Genomic DNA, 17,896 nt, shown 5'->3' on the forward strand with positions numbered 1-17,896 from the left:
TGTCGGCACCGGCCACGCGGCACCTCCTTTGAAAGTCGAACCGTGAGAAGTCCGACGATCATCGGTGCCGCGTCGGCCGGAACCACGTTCCGTCCGACCCGGACCTACACCACGCTACGGGACGTGACCGAGCGAGGTGGGAGTTGTTCGCGCGCCGCCCCACGCTCGCTGCTCGTCCGCAGCAGGCACGCCGCGGACCGGCAGGCGCGGGCTCGCATCTACGGCGAGGGCGAGCGCCGCTTTCCGCGCATTTCGCGACCCTAGTCCAGTCGCGCGATGTGCACGCGAGATCGCGAAAGCAGGTCCGTCCCGTCTTTACCGCGTCGAGAGTTCGGTGCCTCTCAGAGCCAGTTCCGCGCGGCGATCTCCGCGGGGCACGGCGCTTCGCCAGCGGCGGCGCAGCTCCCGCGAGCGCTAGCGTGGTTCGGCGCTGTAACGCTCGGGCTGCTGGCTCGCCCGGCTGCAGATCGACGCATCCACGCCGGCGGCATCGCTGCCGAGAAGGACGGCATCCGCAACTCTCGGCGACCCGCCGGCGTGGTGCTGGCTAACCCCGGTGGAGCAAGCCGCCGGCTACGCCACCTGGCCTACACGCGCGCTCTCGGGCAGCATTCGCCGAAGTTCCCTGCGTGAGGTGATGCCGAGCTTGTTGAATATCTTGCGCAGGTGGTAGGCGACCGTGTGCTGGCTGATGAACAGCCGTGCGCCGATCTCGGCGTTCGAGAGTCCGTCGCGGGCGAGGCGTGCGACCTGAGCCTCCCGGGCGGTGAGCTCGTCGCGGGTCTCGACGATGCGTTTGCGGACTCGCTCGCCGGTGGCCAGCAGCTCGCGCTCGGCGCGAGCCGCGAACCCCTCGATCCCCATCGCATTGAACATCTCGAACGCGGTGCGCAACTGCTCCCGCGCATCCACGCGCCTTCGCTCCCGGCGCAGCCACTCGCCGTAAAGGAGGTGGGAGCGGGCGAACTCCACGCGGACGCGAGTGCGCCCGAGCCGCTCGATCGCCTCGCGATACAGGCTGTCAGCTTCGGCGGCGCTGTGACTGAGCAGGGCGCGACAGCGAGCCTCGATCCCCAGCGCCCAATCGGTGCCGGCCACGCGGGTCTTCTGTGCGAACAACTCAAGCGCGTGGGCGGCGACCTGCGGCTCCCCGGACCGGACCGCCGCCTCGATCAGCTCGATCAGCGCCCACAACACCGCGCTCTCCTCGTAGTAGCGCTCGGGTTGGCCCACCGCGGCGAAAGCCGCGTCATGGCGGCCGAGCCCGTTGTACAGCGTCCCACTCAAAATCTCGGTGATTGTCAACGCGAGGCCCTCGCCGCGCGCCTGGGCTTCCTTGACCGGAGTTTGGATCAGCTGCGAAAACTCGGCCTCACAACCGCGCAGAGCGGCAAGCGCGAGCGCACCGTAAGGGACGGTCGCGATCCCGGTCGCCTCGGTCGCAGCTCTCAGCTCCTCCTCACACGACGCGGCCTCGCCCAGCTCACCATGAAACGCGTACACACAGCTGCGATCCGTGAGGACAAACGGCAGCGCGCTCAGCGCGCCGGCCTCCCGGACTAGGTTGAGGTGCCGCGTCGAGAACACCCACCACGCCTCGTCGTCCCAGAGATAAATCGCGATCCAGCTAGCGAACCAAAGCCAACGAGCCTCCTCAGGCGGAAGCACCGCGTCTCGACCGAAAGCACGAAGCGCCTCCCTCAGGATCGGCGCACCCGCCGCGTAACCCGCGGTGAACTGAACCGCCAACCCTTGGAGCAGGAGATCTGACGGACACGGCGCTGCTGGCGGTGGGGGGCCGGCAAGCGCGGCCTCGCTGATCTCCACTGCTCCGCCGCCGCGGGCCAGGCGGCCGGCGAACATTGCTGCGGAGAGGGCTTCGAGGTAAGTCGCGCGCGCGAGCTTGGGGTCGACTGCTTCGAGTTCGCGAGCGGCCCTCAGCAAGAGCTGGGGCGCATCGCCGCCGCGCTTGGAGGCAAACGCGATCTGAGCGCGCAGCAAGTCCACGCGCGCGCGTTGGGCGTCGTCCACCGCGCCGGCCTCCGCGGTGCCGAGCAGAGCGAGCGCGTCGTCGAGGGCACCCGCTTCGAACTTGGTCTGCGCCGCCGCCAGTGCGCGCTGCGCTCGACGCGAAGGCGCCGGTGTGAGCGCGACGGCACGCTCCAGAAAGGCAGCAGCGGCGGCCAAACCGCCCCGAGCCTGCGCCCGTCCGGCGGCCCGCTCCAGCTCTGCCGCGACATGCTCGTCGGGGCCGGCCGCCGCCTCGGCCAAGTGCCAAGCGCGCCGGTCGGGGTCAGTCTGCGCGTCGGTCGCATCCGCGAGCGCTTGATGCACGCGACGCCGTTCACCCAGCGGCGCCGCCCGGTAGGCCGCCGAGCGCACGAGCGGATGGCGAAACCGTACTCTGCCGTCGATTTCGATAAGCCCCGTAGACCGCGCGGGCTGGAGCGCCGAGTCGGTGATCCCGAGCCGCTCGACCGCACGCCAGAGCAGGGCTGGATCGCCGGTCGGCTCCGCCGCCGCCACCATCAGCAGCCGCTGGGCATCCCGCGGCAAGGCCTCCAGGCGCGTCACGAAGCTCTCCTCGATCCTGCCTTGAAGGGACAGGGCCCCGGATAATCCGAAGCCGCCCGCCAGCTGCGCCGCGCTGAGCCCCCGAGGAAGTTCCAACAACGCCAATGGGTTCCCGCGGGCTTCGGCCAGGAGCTGGTCAGCGATCCGTTCATCCAACCGCCCGGGAATCACCGACGCCAACAACGCCCGCGCGTCGGCATCCCCTAGCTCGCCGACCACCAGCTCGGGCAGACCTGCGAGCAGGTCGCTCGGCTCGCGCGCGGCGAACAACATCACCACCGGTTCCGCCAGCATCCTCCGCGCCACAAACGCCAACGCCTGCGCAGACGCCCGGTCCAACCACTGCGCATCATCGATCACGCACAAAAACGGGCACTCCTCCGCCGCACTGGACAACAGACCGAGCACCGCCAGACCGACGAAGAAGCGGTCCGGAACCTCGCCGGCATCCAATCCAAATGTTGTCGCCAGCGCACGCCGCTGGGGACCAGGAAGGCCGTCGAGGCGATCGAGCAACGGTGCACACAACTGATGCAGGGCCGAAGATGCCAGCTCCATCTCCGCCTCGCGGCCTGCCGCCTGAAGCACCGTCAGACCGGCCGCGGATTGGATCGCGTATTCGACGAGCGCCGTCTTCCCAACCCCCGCCTCTCCGCGTAACACCAGCACGCCGCTCTGGCCGTTACGCGCTCCATCGAGCAGCACGTCGAGCACCGCGCATTCGTCTCGCCGACCGCGCAGCAGTGGCACCCGAGGAGCCGAATCACCGCCAGCCATGGTCAGGGCCATCCTATTCCCAGCTCGACCTCCGCGAGCACAGATCCCGAGCACTCCGTCTTCGTTTGGGAGATAACTGGGCTCACGGCTGCAACGCTACGCAAGGTTGACCGCTCCGCACCTGTGCCTGCGCCGGCCATCAGCCGTGTCCGGTGAGGGCCGGCCACAATCGCGATTGTGCGCCTAGACGCTGAGGTCCATGCCAGCGGGGGTCCTGACGCAGCTCGTGCATAGAGCCTGCAGCAACCCTCCCGCCGCAAGCGGTTCCCCGGCAGCCCGCACGAGCTGATCGAGGCGATCGAGCTCTGGGCGCGCGGGACGTTCGACTTCGTCGAGACGCTAAGTCACGGCTTGTCCGGCGTTACGCCGAGGAGTGTGCTGGGCGAGAACGGCGGCGGCGGTCCGCCGCGAGTGAGTCGAGACCCTGCTCGTGGGCGCGCAGCAGATCCCGATGCCTCGAGTCGACGACAGACTAACGGCTTCCTTCACCTTCCGTGGATTACCGCCGCCAGCACGGTGCAGGTGTCCTGCACGTGCTGGACTGGGACCTCCCAATCGCCAAAAGCAGGGCGCTGGTCCGACCGGTATCCACGGGTGCCGGCGAGCAGACGCCGCCGCGTTCCCGCGCCCGCATTCGGCCACATGCGAGCGCCCGAGTCCGGGTCCGCGGCGCGCCTGCGGCGGACGACGAGCAGGAGCACTGGTCAAGACTGCTGCTTCGCGACGAAACCAGCGTTGCGCCGCTGCTCGATCGAAGCGCCGCTCGCTATCGAGTTGGACGATTAGGAGCAGCGCGGCGCGTGGGCCGCAGCTGGGCAACTGCGCTATCGGATCGAGGCACAAGGAGCGGTGGAAGGACAGCTCGCCTGTCGCGGGGGGCGGTCAGCGTGCGGATTCGCGATCTGCGGTCTCCGTGCGAACCCAGGTCAGGTATTCGGAGTTGCCTCCGATGAGCGGGACGGCTGTGACGTTGGGAACGTCGTACGGGTGACGTTCGACGACGTACGCGGTTAGGCGGTCGAGGAGGTCCAAACGCGATCGCAGGAATGCGCGGGCCTCGGCGGCCTGATGCACATCGCCTTTCCAGCGGTAGATGCTGGTGACTGGGTGGATCACGTGAGCGGAGGACGCGAGGCGCGCGTCGACGAGCTGGCGGCACAGGTCGGTGAGCCAATCGGCGTCAGGCGCGGTGATCGTCACCTCGACGAGGTCGCTGTCGGTCATGACGACATCGGGGCCGCGTCCAGCAGCTTGGCCATGACGGCCTCAGCGGCGTCTTGGGTGTGGGCGAGGGTGGCGTAGCCGCTGACGACGGGCCCGTCGTAGGACAGCCCGACCCAGCGGCCGTGGGCGTAGTCGCCTTGGGCGTGGAGCACGAGGTACATGGTGCCCTTGCTGCGGACGTTGCCGTCTGCCGCGGCGTAGTAGCCCATGAGGACCTGGCCGTCCCAGAGCCGGAGTTCTCCGCGCCAGAGGTAGCCGCCACGTTCGTTCTGGGTGCTGCGTTCGAGCGCTTCGATCTGAATCGTTGAGCCGTACTGGTTGAGGCCAACCGGCTGGGTGGCAATGACCTGCTCGCCCTGGTTGAAGGTTTGCCAGGCCGCCCACCAGGTCCCGCTGAGCTTCACGCGATCGCTGGAGCCGCCGGCGAGCTCGTCGAGCGTGACGCTGAGGGCGCCGGCTAGACGCTGGGCGACGTCTAGGGCGGGTTGCTGCTCGCCGCTCTCGTAGCGGTTGATCTGGCGGGCGTGGATGCCGGCGGCAGCCGCGAGTCCGGCCTGTGAGAGCCCGGCGTCCTGCCGTAGGCGGCGCATGACTTCGCCGAAGCTCGCGGTCTGTTCGTCGCTGCCTTCCATGGTCCACGTCATCTTACGGACTGATTCGTCGTTGACAAGATGACGAATTAGTCGCTACCGTGCTGGACGGATCAGTCGTCTAGGTAGTGACTAGGAGGTCGTATGCGACTCCCGATCGACACGAGCCGGCTCCAGTTCCTCGTTGTCGCCGAAGCGGAGCCGTTGAAGAAGTTCGAGGACGGCAAGCCGCGTGAGGCATGGGCGCCGCGGGTCGACGAGAACGGCGAGATCCTGTGGCGCGTCCAGGTGGTCGCGCTCGGGGACGGTGAGGCGGACATCATCCGCGTGGTCGTGCCGGGCGATCCGGGCGTCAAGCAGGCCGAGATGGTGCGGGTCGAGGGCCTGACCGCGCAGGCGTGGGAAATGGAAGGCCGCAACGGCATGTCCTTCCGCGCAGCGTCGATTCGACCGGTGAACGCGCGGGAGAAGGCGGCGGCGTAGTGACCGGCCAAGTGTCCGCCGTGCGACGGGATCGTCGAGACGAGGAGCTGGTCGCGCTCGTCGCTGATGTCGTCGGAGCTCTGTGGCGGTGCCGCCTCGAGCTGGCTCTCATTGCGGCCGTCGTGCTCCTGCAGCGTGTACTCGCCGGTCCCTGCCGTGACGTCGTGGCCAGCGCACTCGTGGTCGTCGTCGGGGCGGCGCTGTTGGCGGTGCCTGCAGCACGGAACTGGCTGTTCCGAGCGCTGTGGGCGGCGCGGATTCGGCGGGCCTGGTGGCGGGCGTGGACGGACTGCGAGCTGCCGCGCGTGCGCGCCGGGAAGGTGACAGCGATCCCGGCTGGCGAGCTGATGCGGGTGCGTGCGTCGCGTGGGTCCTCCTTGGACTTCGTCGAGCGCCGCGCAGAGGAGCTCGCGGTGTGCCTGCAGGCGCGTGAGGTCCGTGTGGCGCGCGACACCGACAACGCGGCCACCGGGACGGTCACGCTCGTGCGGCGCGATCCGCTCGCGGGGATGGCCTCGGTCGCGTGGCCGAACCGAGGCGCGGAGGCGTTGTCGCTGTGGGAGTCGATCCCGGTCGGCATCGACGAGCTCGGCGAGACCCTCGCGGTGTCGCTGCCGGAGCGCAATGTGCTGATGGGCGGTGAGCCTGGGGCCGGCAAGAGCGCGGCGTTGTCGGTCTTGGTGGCGACCGCGGCGCTGGACCCGAGCGTGAAGCTATGGCTGCTGGACGGCAAGCTGGTGGAGCTCTCGGTGTGGGCACCGTGCGCGGAGCGGCTCGCGGGCCCAGACATCGACGAAGCGATCGCGCTGCTGCGGGACCTGCGTGGCCAGATGGAGGCGCGCTATCGCGAGCTGCTGGCCCGCGGAAAGCGCAAGGTCACCCGCGAGGACGGGCTGCCGCTGCACCTCGTGGCGTGCGACGAGCTGGCGTTCTACCTCGGCTCCGAGGATCGCAAGAAGCAGCGCGAGTTCGCCGAGCTGCTGCGCGACTTGGTCGCTCGCGGCCGCGCGGCCGGCGTGATCGTGTGTGCGGCCGACCCAGAAGCCGGCCTCGGACGTCGTGCCGAGTGCCTTGCGCGATCTGTTCGGGTTCCGGTTGGCGCTGCGGTGCAACACGCCGCAGGCCTCGGACACGATCCTCGGTCAGGGCTGGGCGACGCTCGGCCACAATGCGGCGACGATCGGGCCCGGGCAACGCGGCGTGGGCCTACTGCTCGCCGAGGACGGCACGCCGGTGCGGATGCGCGGGTTCCACCTCACCGACAGCGCTGTCGACGAGCTGGCAGCGCGTGCGATCGCCCTGCGCGCTGACGGCTGGCTGGAGCGTGCGTCGTGAACGGTCCGCGGGAGATCATCAAGGCGCTCGCCCGCGGCGGCCGCGCCGGGGCGATCATCGACCACCTCGCCGAGCACGGGCCGAGCAGCTCGGCGGACATCAGCGACGCGTTCGCCATCACCCGGGCGGGCGCACGAGCGCATCTGATCGGCCTGCGCGCCGGCGGCGTCGTCGACCTCGAAGACGACTTCGTGCGCGCGATGATCGGCACGCACCGCCACCGCTACTACCTCGACGCCGACGCACTGCGATACGCAGCGCGCTGGCTCGACGCCCTCGCCGACCGGGCCGAGCGTGCCAACCGGGCCGCGGCGTTCGCGCCGATGGCCGGCGGGAGAACGCGATGAACCGCGACCGCCACGTCAACCAGGACCGGCGCGCCTACCGGCTCTGGACACCGGCCGCGCTGCGCCGGCCGAGCAAAGGGCTGGCTGCGGTCGAGGCTGAAGACGTCGCGGCGTGGATTGTCGACAGCGTGCGCGCGTGGCCGCGCAGCGTCGAGGATCGCCAGGTCTCTTCGCGGATCGGCGTCCCGATCCAGCACGTCCGCCTTGCCCGCCGGGCACGATGAGCGCCACCTACGCGCCCGAGCTGCTGCACGGCCTGGTCGAGCGCGCTGGCCGGGCCGACTTCCCGGCGTTTGAGGCGCAGCTGCGTTCGACGGGCGGGTGCGCCCGACGGGTGCGGCTACGCGGGACGATCGAGACCTGCGATGGACACGGCCACAAGCGCGTCTGGTCGACCGACAGCCAGCCGGACGGCGTGCTTCTGAAGGCGTGCGGGAACCGGCGCGAGGCGGTGTGCCCGCCGTGCGCGGAGCGCTACCGCGGCGACGCCTACCAGCTGATCGTCTCCGGTCTGCGCGGCGGCAAGGGACTGCCAGGCTCGGTTGCCGAGCACCCGGCGATCTTTGCCACGCTGACCGTGCCGAGCTTCGGGCCGGTGCACACCCGCGTCCCGGGGTCGGACGGGACGTCGCGGCGCTGCCGGCCGCGCCGCGATGACCCGATCTGCCCGCACGGCCGGCGGCTGTCGTGCGGCGCGATCCACGACGAGGGCGATCCGGTGCTCGGGGACCCGCTGTGCCCCGGGTGCTTCGACCACCACGCCGCGGCGACGTGGAACAACTCACTCGGCGCGCTGTGGCGGTACACCACGATCGCGATCCCGCGCGCGAGGCGCGCCGCATCGGGATGACCAACGCGGCGCTGTGGCGCGAGGTCCGCCCCGCCTACGTCAAGGTCGCCGAGTACCAGCATCGCGGGCTCGTGCACCTCCACGTCCTCGCCCGACTCGACGAGGCGATGTCCGACTACCGCGCCGACGAGGTCCGCCCACCCTCAGCGCGTTTCGACGCCGAGCTGCTCGAGCTGGCGCTGCGCGACGTCGTCGCCGAGGTCTCCGCGCCGATCGCCAAACAGCTGGGCGACGGCCGCGTTCGCTGGGGCCGGCAGCTTGACGTCCGCCAGCTCAACACCGGCGCCGAGCGCGGTGAGATCGCTGGCTACCTCGCCAAATATGCGACCAAGAGCACCGAGCAGACGGGAGGGCTGTTGCACCGGGTCGCGCGCGACCAGGTCGAGGACGTCAATGTGCGCGAGCACGTGCGCAGCTACATGCGCGCCGCGTTCGAGCTCGACGACATCGTCGCCGAGCACCGCCGGCGCGAGCATCGCAGTGCGGCCGCGCGTGACGTCGAGACCAACTGGAATCCCGCCGCGCTCGCGATTCGCGCCCGCCGCGCGATGGCCACCAACGAGCCGCAGCGAGTCCGCCCGCATGTCGGCGCGGCGCTCCGCGGCCGAGTCGCACGTCTCGTCGACGCGCCCGAGCGCCATCACACCGCGCTCGCCGTCGAGCTGGACTCCGGCGTATGCATCCACCTCGCCGACGTCGCCTCCATCGGCCGCGACACCCGGCGCGCTCGCCGGCGCGAACCGCGGCTCGCCGAATGCGCTCACGCGCTCGGGTACCGCGGCCACTGCCTGACCAAGAGCCGCCGCTACTCCAGCACCTTCAAAGCCCTCCGCGCCGCGCGCGAGGCGTACGTGCATGCGCAGCTGCTCGCCCGCTCGACCGACGCGACTCAGCTCGCGATCGCGGCCGGCGGAACGCGCAAATCGAACTTCGCCTGCGTCGGCACAGATCACGTAACAGCCGCCGACGCGCTGCTTGCTGCATCTGCCGCCGCACGAGCCCGCGAGGGACGCCGAGCGGCGCGACTGGCACGAGATGTCGAGTTCGGGACGGGAGGGATGAGGTGAGCGATACGTTCACGGCAAACGGCGCTGCTCGGGCGTCGGGCCGCGCCATCGCGGCGATCATCGCGGGCGACGACAGCGGTCTGCGCGAGCTGGCCGAGCTGCTGGCGCCGTATATGCCGGCGCAGGAGCCACTGGAGCCAGATCGGTGGCTGACGACCAAGGAGGCGGCCGAATACGCGGGGACGTCGGCGAACTCGCTGCACAAGGCGATGGCCGCGCGTGAGATTCACTTCGAGCAGGACGTTCCGGGCGGTCGCGCGTGGTTCAAGCGCGCGGACGTCGACGCCTGGCGACGTGGCGAGCGGCCGGGATCGCGGGTGAGGCGGGCGGCATGAGCCCCGTGAAACCGCCGCGGCCGTGGCCGCTCGACAACGCCGGCCAGCCCAAGCGGCGCGTCGCTGTGCCGGGTGAAAAGGGCGTCTAGTGGCGGGCTGATGGGTTGTTCGAGGTGGGCTACCGCGACGCGGACGGCCGGCTGCGCTGGCGCGGTCCGTTCGAGACGATCACGGCCGCGCGCGCAGAGCGAGGCGACGCACGGACCCGAGCACGGGCTGGAGAGCGGGAGTCAGCGAATCCGCGGCTGAGGTTCGGCGAGGCGGCCGAGCGCTGGCTGACTGAGCAGGTGGCACAGCTGCGGCCGGCGACTCGGGCGATCTATCGCAACGCGGTCCGCAACCACCTGGCGCCACGGTGGGGTCGTCGGCGCATGGACGCGATCGACGTCACGGACGCCGCGCGGCTGGTGCGCGACCTGCGTGCTGATGGCCTGAGCGAGTGGACGATCGCGGGCATCCTCAAGGCGGCCGGCCGCGTGTTCAAGTTCGCGCGTCGGCACTGCCGCTGGCGCGGTGAGAACCCGGTCGAGCTGCTGGAGAAGGGGGAGCGGCCGAAGGTCGGCACGACCCGCGAGCGCCGGATCTTCAAGGGCGACGAGCTCGCGCAGACGCTCGCGGCGTCGACGGAGCCGTGGTCGACCCTGTTCCGCCTGGCCGGCGTGGTCGGCGGTCGCGAAAGCGAGCTGCTCGGGCTCTGGTGGGAGGACCTCGAGCTGCGCGACCTGGACGCGGCGACGATCCGCTTCGCGTTCCAAGTCGACCGGGACGGGGAGCGCGTTCCGCTGAAGACGGAGGAGAGCAAGGCACGGCTACCACTGCCGCGGTCCACGGCGTTGATGCTGCTGGAGCACAGAGCGCGCACGCCGGCGCCGACGACGCCGCGGTCGTTCGTGTTCGGGACGCGCAACGGCGGGCCGCTCGGGCAGCGCAACGTCTTGCGGGCGCTCTATCGCGCGCAGGAACGCGCTCGTACTCCGGACGGGCTGCCGACGTTCCCGGAGCTGTTCGAGGCCGACGAGCGCGGGCACCTGGTCGTCGGCGCGGGCGGCGAGTTCGTGCCGCGCAACGTCGGGCGCCGTGAGCTACGTCTGCCGGACTTCCACTCGCTCCGCCACGGGGCCGCCATGGACTGCGACGACGCCGAGGAGGCTCGCGATCTTCTGCGGCACCGCAACAGCAACGTGACGCGGGCGATCTACCGGGCGCACTTCGACGATCGCCGGCGCGAGCTGCTCCGCGCGCGGATGGAAACGAGGATGGAAACAAGCACGCGCGGATCGCGCGAGGAAACGACGTCTAAGTCTCGCGGAGAAGTGCCTGATTTGCAGCGAATTCGCGAGACTAGGCAGTAGCCGCGAGGCGCCGGGCGGAGCTTACAAGCAGGAGGTCCCCGGTTCGAGCCCGGGACCGCCCATCACCCAGAAGCCCCGCTACAGAGCGGTAGCGCCTGCCGGGATCGGGATCGCCGCGGCAACGAGCGTCCCGCCGTCGGGAGGGCACTCGACCTGGAGCCGCCCTCCGAGCGCGGCGAGCCGGTCACGCAGGCCCTGAAGGCCGCTCCCGTCGGGGCGGGCGCCGCCGACGCCGTCGTCACGGATCTCGACGCGGAGCCTCCCGTCCTCGACCCGCGCGGCGACCGTGGCCCTCGCGGCGCGGGCGTGTTTGGCGACGTTGGTGAGCGCCTCGGCGACGACGAAATACGCGGTTGCCTCGATCGCGGCGGGTAGCCGGCCAGCCAAGATCTCGACGTCCACCGGCACGGGCATCCGCGACGCCAGTGCCCCGCAGCCCGCCTGCAGGCCGCCCGTCGTCAGCGCCGCCGGCAGGATGCCGTGGGCGAGCTCGCGCAGCTCGCCGGTGGCGCGCTCCGCGTGCTCGAGCGCCTCGGCCACGAGCGACCCGGCGTCTCCGGGGTCGGGTGGGAGCGCGCGTTGGGCCAGCTTGAGCGTGATCACCGTGTGGACGAGGCGCTGCTGCGCCCCGTCGTGCAGGTCGCGTACGACCCGCCGGCGTTCCTCGTCGGCGGCGGCCACGATCCGCGCTCGCGACGCCGCAACCTCTGTGCGCGCTTCGGTGTTCGCGATGGCGGTCGCCACCAGCTCGGTGAACGAGGCGAGGCGCGCCTCGGTATCCGGCGGCAGGGGCTGCTCACGGCTGCAGAGGGCGGCGATCATGCCCCAGAGACGGCCCTCGACGATGATCGGCGCCCCGACCGCCGAGCGGATGCCCCCCTCGCGGGCCATCATGGCGAGCGTGCCGGTTGTGCGAGCGTCGATGTTGCTCCGGGCTGGACGGCCCGTCTTCCACACGCGCGCGGCGAGGGTCGTCTCACTGAGGGGCCACCGGCTGCCGATGGGAAAGCCTCGCCCCGCGCCGGCGACGAATGTGATCGTCTCGTCGGACTCGTAGCGGCAGACGGTGGCCAAGTCGACCGAGAACAGCCGCTCCACCTCCCCGGCGACCGCCGCGAAGACGACGTCGGGCGAGGACTCGCGCGCCACCAACGTCGCCACGCGGCGCAGCGCAGCGTGCTCCTCGGCCAGCGTGCTGCGGTCGGTCACGTCCCTCGCGATGCCGTACAGGACGCCCAGGTGCGGCACCGGGCGCGTGTTCCACTCAAACCGGCGCACGGAACCGTCGACGCAGACGAGGCGGCAGTCGAATCCGATGACGTCCTCGACGATGCCCAGGTTGATGAACGCGTCGTGCGAGCGCTGCAGGTCATCGGGATGTACGAACTCCCACACCGGCCGCGACGTGAGCTCCTTGCTCGAGTAGCCCAGCACGCGCTCGAACGATGCGTTCAACCGCTTGAAGTAGCCGTCGAAGCCGGTGATGCAGAGCAAGTCGGGCGAGAAATCGAAGAACTGGCCAAACTCGTAATCCGGCGCGGGCACCGGCATACGCGAAGTATGACGCTCCGCGGTCGACACGGACTTTCAGAGCATCCTGGCCGACGTCCGAGCGCCTCAGCACCAGCGCCGCGGTGCGGCGCGGCGGGCCATCGCCCGCACCGCTTCCTCGCGCGGGTGCGGCCGGCGGGTCGCGTGGCGGCGGAGCGTGGGCAGGGCGGCGGACCCACGACGGCGCGGCAAGCGGCGACGGTACATGGCGTGATCTACCGGGCCGACCGTGAGGCGGGGCGCGTCATGGGCGGATGCATACGGCATGCGGCGGCCGCCGAACATGTCGTTTTACATGTTCAGCCCCGGGTCGGGGCGAAGTTGATCGTGGTGGCGACGAGGTCGACCGTGGTCTCTTCCTCGTTCGGATCGGCGGGCGGGGCCTCGGCGTCGTGCGGGACGTCGGCGTCGGGGGTCTCCTCGGATGTAGTAGCCGTCCTTGATCGCCGCGGCGTGGGCGGCCCGGCGGTCACTACGCAGAATTACGACAGGAAGGCGGTGAGCGCGCGCGTGAGCTCCTCCGGCGCCTCCTCGGCCATGTGGTGGCCGGAGTCGATCCGCACACCGGACAGCGGGCCCTCGACCCACGGCCGCCAAACCTCGAGCGGGTCGCCGTAGAGCTCCTCGAGATCGTCGTGGATCGACCACGCGCAGAGCACCGGGCACTGCACGAAGCGCCCCGCGGCGCGATCCGCCGCCTCGTCGAAGCGGTCGATCCGCAGCCCGGCGCGGTACTCCTGGACCATCGCCCGCACGACGTCCGGGTTCTGCACCGCGCGCAGCCAGTCCGCGTGATTCTCGGCGCCCATCGCCGACTCCTCGACGCGATACCAGGCGAGCGGATCGCGGTTGATGATGTCCTCCGCCGGCTTGGCCGTCTGGGCGAAGAAGAACCAGTGCCACCAGCTCGCGGCGAAGCGCTCGTCGCAGCGCTCGAGGTGCTCGACGATCGGAATCCCGTCCATGACGACCAGCGCGCGGGCGCCGTGGTCGACCACCAGCCGGTGGGCGAGCGGGGAGCCGCGGTCGTGCCCGACGACGGCGAACTCCCCGACCGCGAGCGTCGCGAGCAGCGACGCCACCGCTCCCGCCATCTCGCGCTTGGACTGCCCCGGGGTGCGCCGCGACTCGCCGTAGCCCGGGATGTCCGGGCAGACGACGGTGAAGCCGGCGTCGACCAGCAGCGGCGCGACGCGCCACCACGTGGTGTGCGTGCGCGGGTGGCCATGGAGGAGCACCACGACGGGCCCTGAGCCGCCGACGCGAACGCGCATCCCGTCCACCAGCGACAGCTCGAACCCCTCGAAGAACGTCAGCGCGCGACCTCCAGCGGAAACTCCTCCCACGACCCCTCCTCGAGCAGTAGCTGCGGGCGGCCGTTCCGGACCGCGACCGCTTCCACCGCCTTGCCCAGCGCCACCCCCGCGATAAACGCGGCCGCGAGACGGTGGACGTCGAGCACGTGGCCGATCCGCTCCAGCGAGCGGGTCTCGTCGGTGATCTCGCCATCGCCCGCCCGCAGCACGACGCGCAGCGACGCGTCCGACGCGCGTGCCGCCACGGCGGCCTCGATGTTGCGCAGGTCGTCGGGTGTGACCGCGGCCAGCGCCCGCGCGCGCGACAAAGACAGCCGGTGCAGGACGTCGGGGTTCGCCCCGCGCCCGATGACGACCGGCAGCTTCTCCCGCCGCGCGAAGCCGACGTTCTCGCCCTCGGCCTCGGTGTCGACGGCCACCACGGGCACGCCGCACTCGCGCAGCAGCAGGCAGAGCCTCAACCCCACCTGACCCAACCCGATGACCACCACGTGCGAGCGGCGCGGCACCGCCCGCCGCCCCAGCAAACCGGTGAGGCGGGTGTCGACGAGCCGGTTGATCAAGCCGCCGGTGAACGACGCGGCCGACAAGAGCGTCAGCAGCATCGACACCACGATCGTCACCTTGAACCACTCCGGCCCGTCATCGACCGCCGGATTGGGCCCGACCGTCGCCAGCGATTTCGCCGACCCGTACAGCGCGTCGGCGGCGTCCTGGTCGAGCACGACCATCGACCCCACCCACTCGAACGCGAGCATCACAACCAGGCCGATCGCCCCGTAGAAGAGCAGCGCCGCACTGCGGTCGTAGGGCGCCAGAACCGCTTCGACCAGGCTTCGCAGACGCCGGGCCTGCGACGCGGGGAGCGGCACTTCGTGCAAGGACGCATCCAGACCGATCAACCGCCCCCCGGAGCCGCGCCGCACCGCGACGAGGTCCGGATCGAGACACGGACCCGCCAGCGTCGGCGCCACGATGTCGGCCACCGAGGTCACGGCGCAGTCCGGAATGGTCTCCCGCACCTGCCGCGCCATCGCCGGATCGAAGATCGTCACGACGAGCCGCACGTCGGAGTAGTGGCGGACGAGCAGCGCCATACGCAGCGGGAACGCGTCCTCGCGCGCGGCCACGACGGCCACGTCGATGTCGCCCCCCAGCAACGCGCCCTGCACCGATTCGTCGTCGGCGTCGCTCAAGAACCGCACTGACGCCCCACCCGCCTCGAGCGCCTCGCTCACCTCTTCCGCGAGGTCGCCGGCACCCATCAGGAGCACGCGCACCGGGCGGACGATATACAGGTGTGGAGAGATCTCCGCGCGCGACGCGTCCACTGACCGTTGCCTGAAAGCGCCTGCACCAACAGACTCTCTTCGCCAGTAGAGGGTCTGAAGAGAGGGGTCTGATGGAGATTGGTAAGCGCTTCGCGCAGGCGAGCGCGCTGACGGCGACGCTCGCTATGGCGGCGATCGTCGGCAACGCCCAGGCAAATCCGCTGCCGCCGAAGTCGGTTGCGGCCGCGCCCGGAGCCATGGCCGCGCCCGCCCCCGAGCCGGCTCCGGCCGTCCCGACGTTCGTCAACGGCCTCGCGCAGAACGTGTTCTCGAGCTCGAGCGCGGACTGGATCAGCGGCGAGGTGTGGGTCGAGTCGAGCTTCGACTCCGACGGCGACGGCAAGCTCGACCGCCTGCACGCCGACTACACGCTGCCCAAGGAGACCGCGACCGACGGCCTGAAGGTCCCGGTCATCTACGAGGACAGCCCGTACTACGGCGGCACCGCAAGCAACTACAAGAACTGGGTCGTCGACCACGAACTGGGTGCCCAGCCGCCGACTCGCCCGTTCGCGGGCTTCTTCAACGGCACCAACACCAGCCCGACGATCAGCACGATCTACGAGTCGACCTGGCTCCCGCGCGGCTTCGCCGTCGTGCACTCCGAGTCGCCCGGCTCCGGCTACTCCGACGGCTGCCCGTCCAGCGGCGGCGTCAACGAGACGCTTGGCGCGACCAACGTCATCGACTGGCTCAACGGCCGTCGCAAGGCGTACACGACCCGCACCGGCACCGTCGAGGCGCCTCCGGTCAACTGGCACAACGGCCACACCGCGATGATGGGCACGTCCTACAACGGCACGATCCCGGAGGCCGCGGCCACCACGGGCGTCATCGGCCTGGACGCGATCGTGCCGATCTCGGCGATCAGCGACTGGTACGACTACTACCGCGCCAACGGCATGGTCCGCGCGCCGCACTCGGCGGCCGGCGGCACCGGCAACAACTCCTACCTCGGCGAGGACCTCGACGTCCTCATCGACGACGTCTACTCGCGTCGTGACGAGAACGCCGCGGGCGTCCGCACGATCTGCCGCCCGGCGATCACCGACGCCGGCGTCAAGGAAGACCGCCTGTCGGGCAACCGCAACGCGTTCTGGGACGAGCGCAACTACATGAAGGACGTCAAGAACGTCCACGCGGCGGTGCTGCTCGCCCACGGCAACAACGACTTCAACGTCATGACCAAGAACGCGGCGCAGTTCTACAACGCCATCAAGGCGCAGAACGTCCCGCACGAGTTCTACTTCCACCAGGGCGGCCACGGCGGCTCGCCGCCGGACGCGATGATCAATCGCTGGTTCACGAAGTACCTGTGGGGCCAGGACAACGGCGTGCAGAACCTGCCGAAGTCCTGGGTCGTGCGTGAGGCGGCGACCTGCCCGGCGCGTCAGACGACGGTGACGGGCGACCAGTCCAACACCGCCACGATCACGGTCGCGAGCAGCGCGCCGTTCATGGTCGGCCAGACGCTGACCATCCCGGTCACGGCCGCCAACGGCACGATCACCAACCCGACGTCGGTCATCACCAACATCCCCGACGCGACGCACGTCACGGTCACGGCCGCCCAGGCCACGGCCGCGGGCGCGAAGATCGCCGGCGGCGCGGTCGTCTTCCTCGCCTGCAGCACGGCGAACCCGACGCCCTACGCCGAATGGCCCGACCCGGCCACCGCGACAGTCGTCCAGAAGCTCGGCACCGGCGGCGCGAGCCGCGGCGGCCTCGGCTTCAACGGTGCCGCGGCCGGCACGACGGAGACGCTGACCGACGACGCCACCATCGCCGACACGGCGCTGCGTGACGCGGCGGCCTCGCCGAACCGCCTGATCTACCAGACCGGTGTCCTGAACTCCGACCTGCGGATCTCGGGCACGCCGACCGTCTCGCTCAACGTCGCGTTCTCCAAGACGAAGGCGAACCTCTCGGCCGCACTGGTCAGCTACCCGGCGACGGGCACGACCGGCGGCGTGATCCTGACGCGCGGCTGGAAGGACCCGGAGAACCGCACGTCGGACTACGTGTCCGACCCGATCGTCCCCGGCACCGGCTACCAGCTCGACTTCGACATGCAGGCCAAGGACGCGATCGTCCCGGCCGGCCGTCGTCTCGCGCTGATGGTGTTCTCGAGCGATCGCCAGTACACGATCCACCCCGCGGCGGGGACGCAGCTGACGCTCGACCTCGGCAAGAGCTCGTTCACGATCCCGGTCGTGGGCGGCCAGGCCGCGCTCGCCGCGGCCACGGGCACCGCCTTCGGCGACGCCGGCGGCACGGTTCCGGCGACGCTGGCGCTGACGATGGGCACGCCGGCGACGTTCGGCGCGTTCACGCCGGGCGTGGCGAAGGAGTACACCGCGACGACGACGGCGAACGTCGTCTCGACGGCCGGTGACGCGACCCTCACGGTCTCCGATCCGAGCACGAACCACCCGGGCTACCTGGTCAACGGGACGTTCTCGCTCCCGCAGCCGATCCAGGGGCTGGGCGTGGTCAAGACGTACAGCGCGCCGGTCTCCAATGACGCGGCCGCGATCACGTTCAAGCAGGCGATCGGGGCCAACGACGCCCTGCGCACGGGCACGTACAGCAAGACGCTGACGTTCACCCTGAGCACGACGACGCCGTAGAGCACTTCCTGCCGGGTGTGGAGACATCTCCGCACCCGGCAGGGGCTCTCACATTTGCCTCACGCAGCGTTCACCCACACACTCCTTCGGAAGTAGGAGTTCCACGAGAGGGGTGGGTCAGGGATGCAGAGAGG

16 protein-coding genes and 1 pseudogene are annotated in these 17,896 nt (G+C 70.5%); 9 read left to right on the forward strand and 8 right to left on the reverse strand.

Annotation, left to right across the window (positions count from 1 at the left end; all coding sequences use genetic code 11):
• Positions 1-573 precede the first annotated feature (573 nt).
• The 3 genes from OM076_RS28320 to OM076_RS28330 all read right to left on the reverse strand — a co-directional run bounded on the left by OM076_RS28320 (position 574) and on the right by OM076_RS28330 (position 5,207).
• Positions 574-3,363 carry a helix-turn-helix transcriptional regulator gene (locus OM076_RS28320; RefSeq protein ID WP_308214356.1) on the reverse strand — a complete coding sequence of 930 codons (2,790 nt, stop codon included), beginning with the start codon at positions 3,361-3,363 and terminating at the stop codon, positions 574-576.
• Between the two features lie 870 nt (positions 3,364-4,233).
• Positions 4,234-4,575, reverse strand: coding sequence for a divalent-cation tolerance protein CutA (cutA, locus tag OM076_RS28325; RefSeq protein WP_270043480.1), 342 nt, complete (start codon positions 4,573-4,575; stop codon positions 4,234-4,236).
• Positions 4,572-5,207: a helix-turn-helix domain-containing protein gene (locus OM076_RS28330; RefSeq protein WP_270043481.1), complete on the reverse strand. Its 636-nt coding sequence runs from the start codon at positions 5,205-5,207 to the stop codon at positions 4,572-4,574. The genes cutA and OM076_RS28330 overlap by 4 nt, the downstream gene beginning before the upstream one ends.
• 102 nt (positions 5,208-5,309) lie before the next feature.
• Here OM076_RS28330 and OM076_RS28335 point away from each other — a divergent pair, with 102 nt between their 5' ends.
• The 8 genes and pseudogenes from OM076_RS28335 to OM076_RS28370 all read left to right on the forward strand — a co-directional run bounded on the left by OM076_RS28335 (position 5,310) and on the right by OM076_RS28370 (position 10,934).
• Positions 5,310-5,648 (forward strand): hypothetical protein, encoded by a 339-nt coding sequence (locus OM076_RS28335; protein WP_270043482.1) that lies wholly within the window; start codon positions 5,310-5,312, stop codon positions 5,646-5,648.
• 122 nt (positions 5,649-5,770) lie between these two features.
• Positions 5,771-6,958 carry an FtsK/SpoIIIE domain-containing protein gene (locus OM076_RS28340; RefSeq protein ID WP_270043483.1) on the forward strand — a complete coding sequence of 396 codons (1,188 nt, stop codon included), beginning with the start codon at positions 5,771-5,773 and terminating at the stop codon, positions 6,956-6,958.
• A 21-nt stretch (positions 6,959-6,979) separates the two neighbouring features.
• Positions 6,980-7,330 carry a helix-turn-helix domain-containing protein gene (locus OM076_RS28345; protein WP_270043484.1) on the forward strand — a complete coding sequence of 117 codons (351 nt, stop codon included), beginning with the start codon at positions 6,980-6,982 and terminating at the stop codon, positions 7,328-7,330.
• The gene (locus tag OM076_RS28350) at positions 7,327-7,554 is read left to right on the forward strand and encodes a hypothetical protein (protein WP_270043485.1); all 228 of its coding nucleotides are present in this window, start codon (positions 7,327-7,329) and stop codon (positions 7,552-7,554) included. The genes OM076_RS28345 and OM076_RS28350 overlap by 4 nt, the downstream gene beginning before the upstream one ends.
• Positions 7,551-8,485: pseudogene (locus OM076_RS28355) on the forward strand (replication initiator); the annotation flags it as partial. The gene OM076_RS28350 and the pseudogene OM076_RS28355, both read left to right, overlap by 4 nt.
• Before the next feature lie 243 nt (positions 8,486-8,728).
• Positions 8,729-9,247 (forward strand): replication initiator, encoded by a 519-nt coding sequence (locus OM076_RS46940; protein ID WP_372518088.1) that lies wholly within the window; start codon positions 8,729-8,731, stop codon positions 9,245-9,247.
• Positions 9,244-9,582 (forward strand): helix-turn-helix domain-containing protein, encoded by a 339-nt coding sequence (locus OM076_RS28365; protein ID WP_270043488.1) that lies wholly within the window; start codon positions 9,244-9,246, stop codon positions 9,580-9,582. The genes OM076_RS46940 and OM076_RS28365 overlap by 4 nt, the downstream gene beginning before the upstream one ends.
• Before the next feature lie 371 nt (positions 9,583-9,953).
• Positions 9,954-10,934 carry a site-specific integrase gene (locus OM076_RS28370; RefSeq protein WP_505017723.1) on the forward strand — a complete coding sequence of 327 codons (981 nt, stop codon included), beginning with the start codon at positions 9,954-9,956 and terminating at the stop codon, positions 10,932-10,934.
• Between the two features lie 78 nt (positions 10,935-11,012).
• On the opposite strand, the gene OM076_RS28375 is transcribed toward OM076_RS28370, so the two are convergent.
• The 5 genes from OM076_RS28375 to OM076_RS46345 form a co-directional block, all read right to left on the reverse strand.
• Positions 11,013-12,485 (reverse strand): PAS domain S-box protein, encoded by a 1,473-nt coding sequence (locus OM076_RS28375; RefSeq protein WP_270043490.1) that lies wholly within the window; start codon positions 12,483-12,485, stop codon positions 11,013-11,015.
• Between the two features lie 66 nt (positions 12,486-12,551).
• Entirely contained in the window at positions 12,552-12,677 is a 126-nt protein-coding gene (locus OM076_RS28380) for a hypothetical protein (protein ID WP_270043491.1), read from the reverse strand.
• Positions 12,678-12,784: 107 nt separating this feature from the next.
• Complete coding sequence (locus tag OM076_RS28385) at positions 12,785-12,958, reverse strand: hypothetical protein (RefSeq protein WP_270043492.1); 174 nt, start codon at positions 12,956-12,958, stop codon at positions 12,785-12,787.
• A gap of 9 nt (positions 12,959-12,967) precedes the next feature.
• Entirely contained in the window at positions 12,968-13,831 is an 864-nt protein-coding gene (locus OM076_RS28390) for an alpha/beta fold hydrolase (RefSeq protein WP_270043493.1), read from the reverse strand.
• Positions 13,798-15,081, reverse strand: a complete 1,284-nt coding sequence (locus tag OM076_RS46345; protein ID WP_270043494.1) for an NAD-binding protein — start codon at positions 15,079-15,081, stop codon at positions 13,798-13,800. The genes OM076_RS28390 and OM076_RS46345 overlap by 34 nt, the downstream gene beginning before the upstream one ends.
• 122 nt (positions 15,082-15,203) lie before the next feature.
• On the opposite strand from OM076_RS46345, the gene OM076_RS28400 reads away from it, so the two are divergent.
• Entirely contained in the window at positions 15,204-17,762 is a 2,559-nt protein-coding gene (locus tag OM076_RS28400) for a Xaa-Pro dipeptidyl-peptidase (RefSeq protein ID WP_270043495.1), read from the forward strand.
• Positions 17,763-17,896: the final 134 nt, after the last annotated feature.

Source organism: Solirubrobacter ginsenosidimutans (assembly GCF_027587205.1).

Excerpts from the sequence above, each read along its gene's own strand:
- OM076_RS28320 (WP_308214356.1), bottom strand. The coding sequence starts at position 3,363 with ATGGCCCTGACCATGGCTGGCGGTGATTCGGCTCCTCGGGTGCCACTG.
- cutA (WP_270043480.1), bottom strand. The coding sequence starts at position 4,575 with ATGACCGACAGCGACCTCGTCGAGGTGACGATCACCGCGCCTGACGCC.
- OM076_RS28330 (WP_270043481.1), bottom strand. The coding sequence starts at position 5,207 with ATGGAAGGCAGCGACGAACAGACCGCGAGCTTCGGCGAAGTCATGCGC.
- OM076_RS28335 (WP_270043482.1), top strand. The coding sequence starts at position 5,310 with ATGCGACTCCCGATCGACACGAGCCGGCTCCAGTTCCTCGTTGTCGCC.
- OM076_RS28350 (WP_270043485.1), top strand. The coding sequence starts at position 7,327 with ATGAACCGCGACCGCCACGTCAACCAGGACCGGCGCGCCTACCGGCTC.
- OM076_RS46940 (WP_372518088.1), top strand. The coding sequence starts at position 8,729 with ATGGCCACCAACGAGCCGCAGCGAGTCCGCCCGCATGTCGGCGCGGCG.
- OM076_RS28370 (WP_505017723.1), top strand. The coding sequence starts at position 9,954 with ATGGACGCGATCGACGTCACGGACGCCGCGCGGCTGGTGCGCGACCTG.
- OM076_RS28375 (WP_270043490.1), bottom strand. The coding sequence starts at position 12,485 with ATGCCGGTGCCCGCGCCGGATTACGAGTTTGGCCAGTTCTTCGATTTC.
- OM076_RS28400 (WP_270043495.1), top strand. The coding sequence starts at position 15,204 with ATGGAGATTGGTAAGCGCTTCGCGCAGGCGAGCGCGCTGACGGCGACG.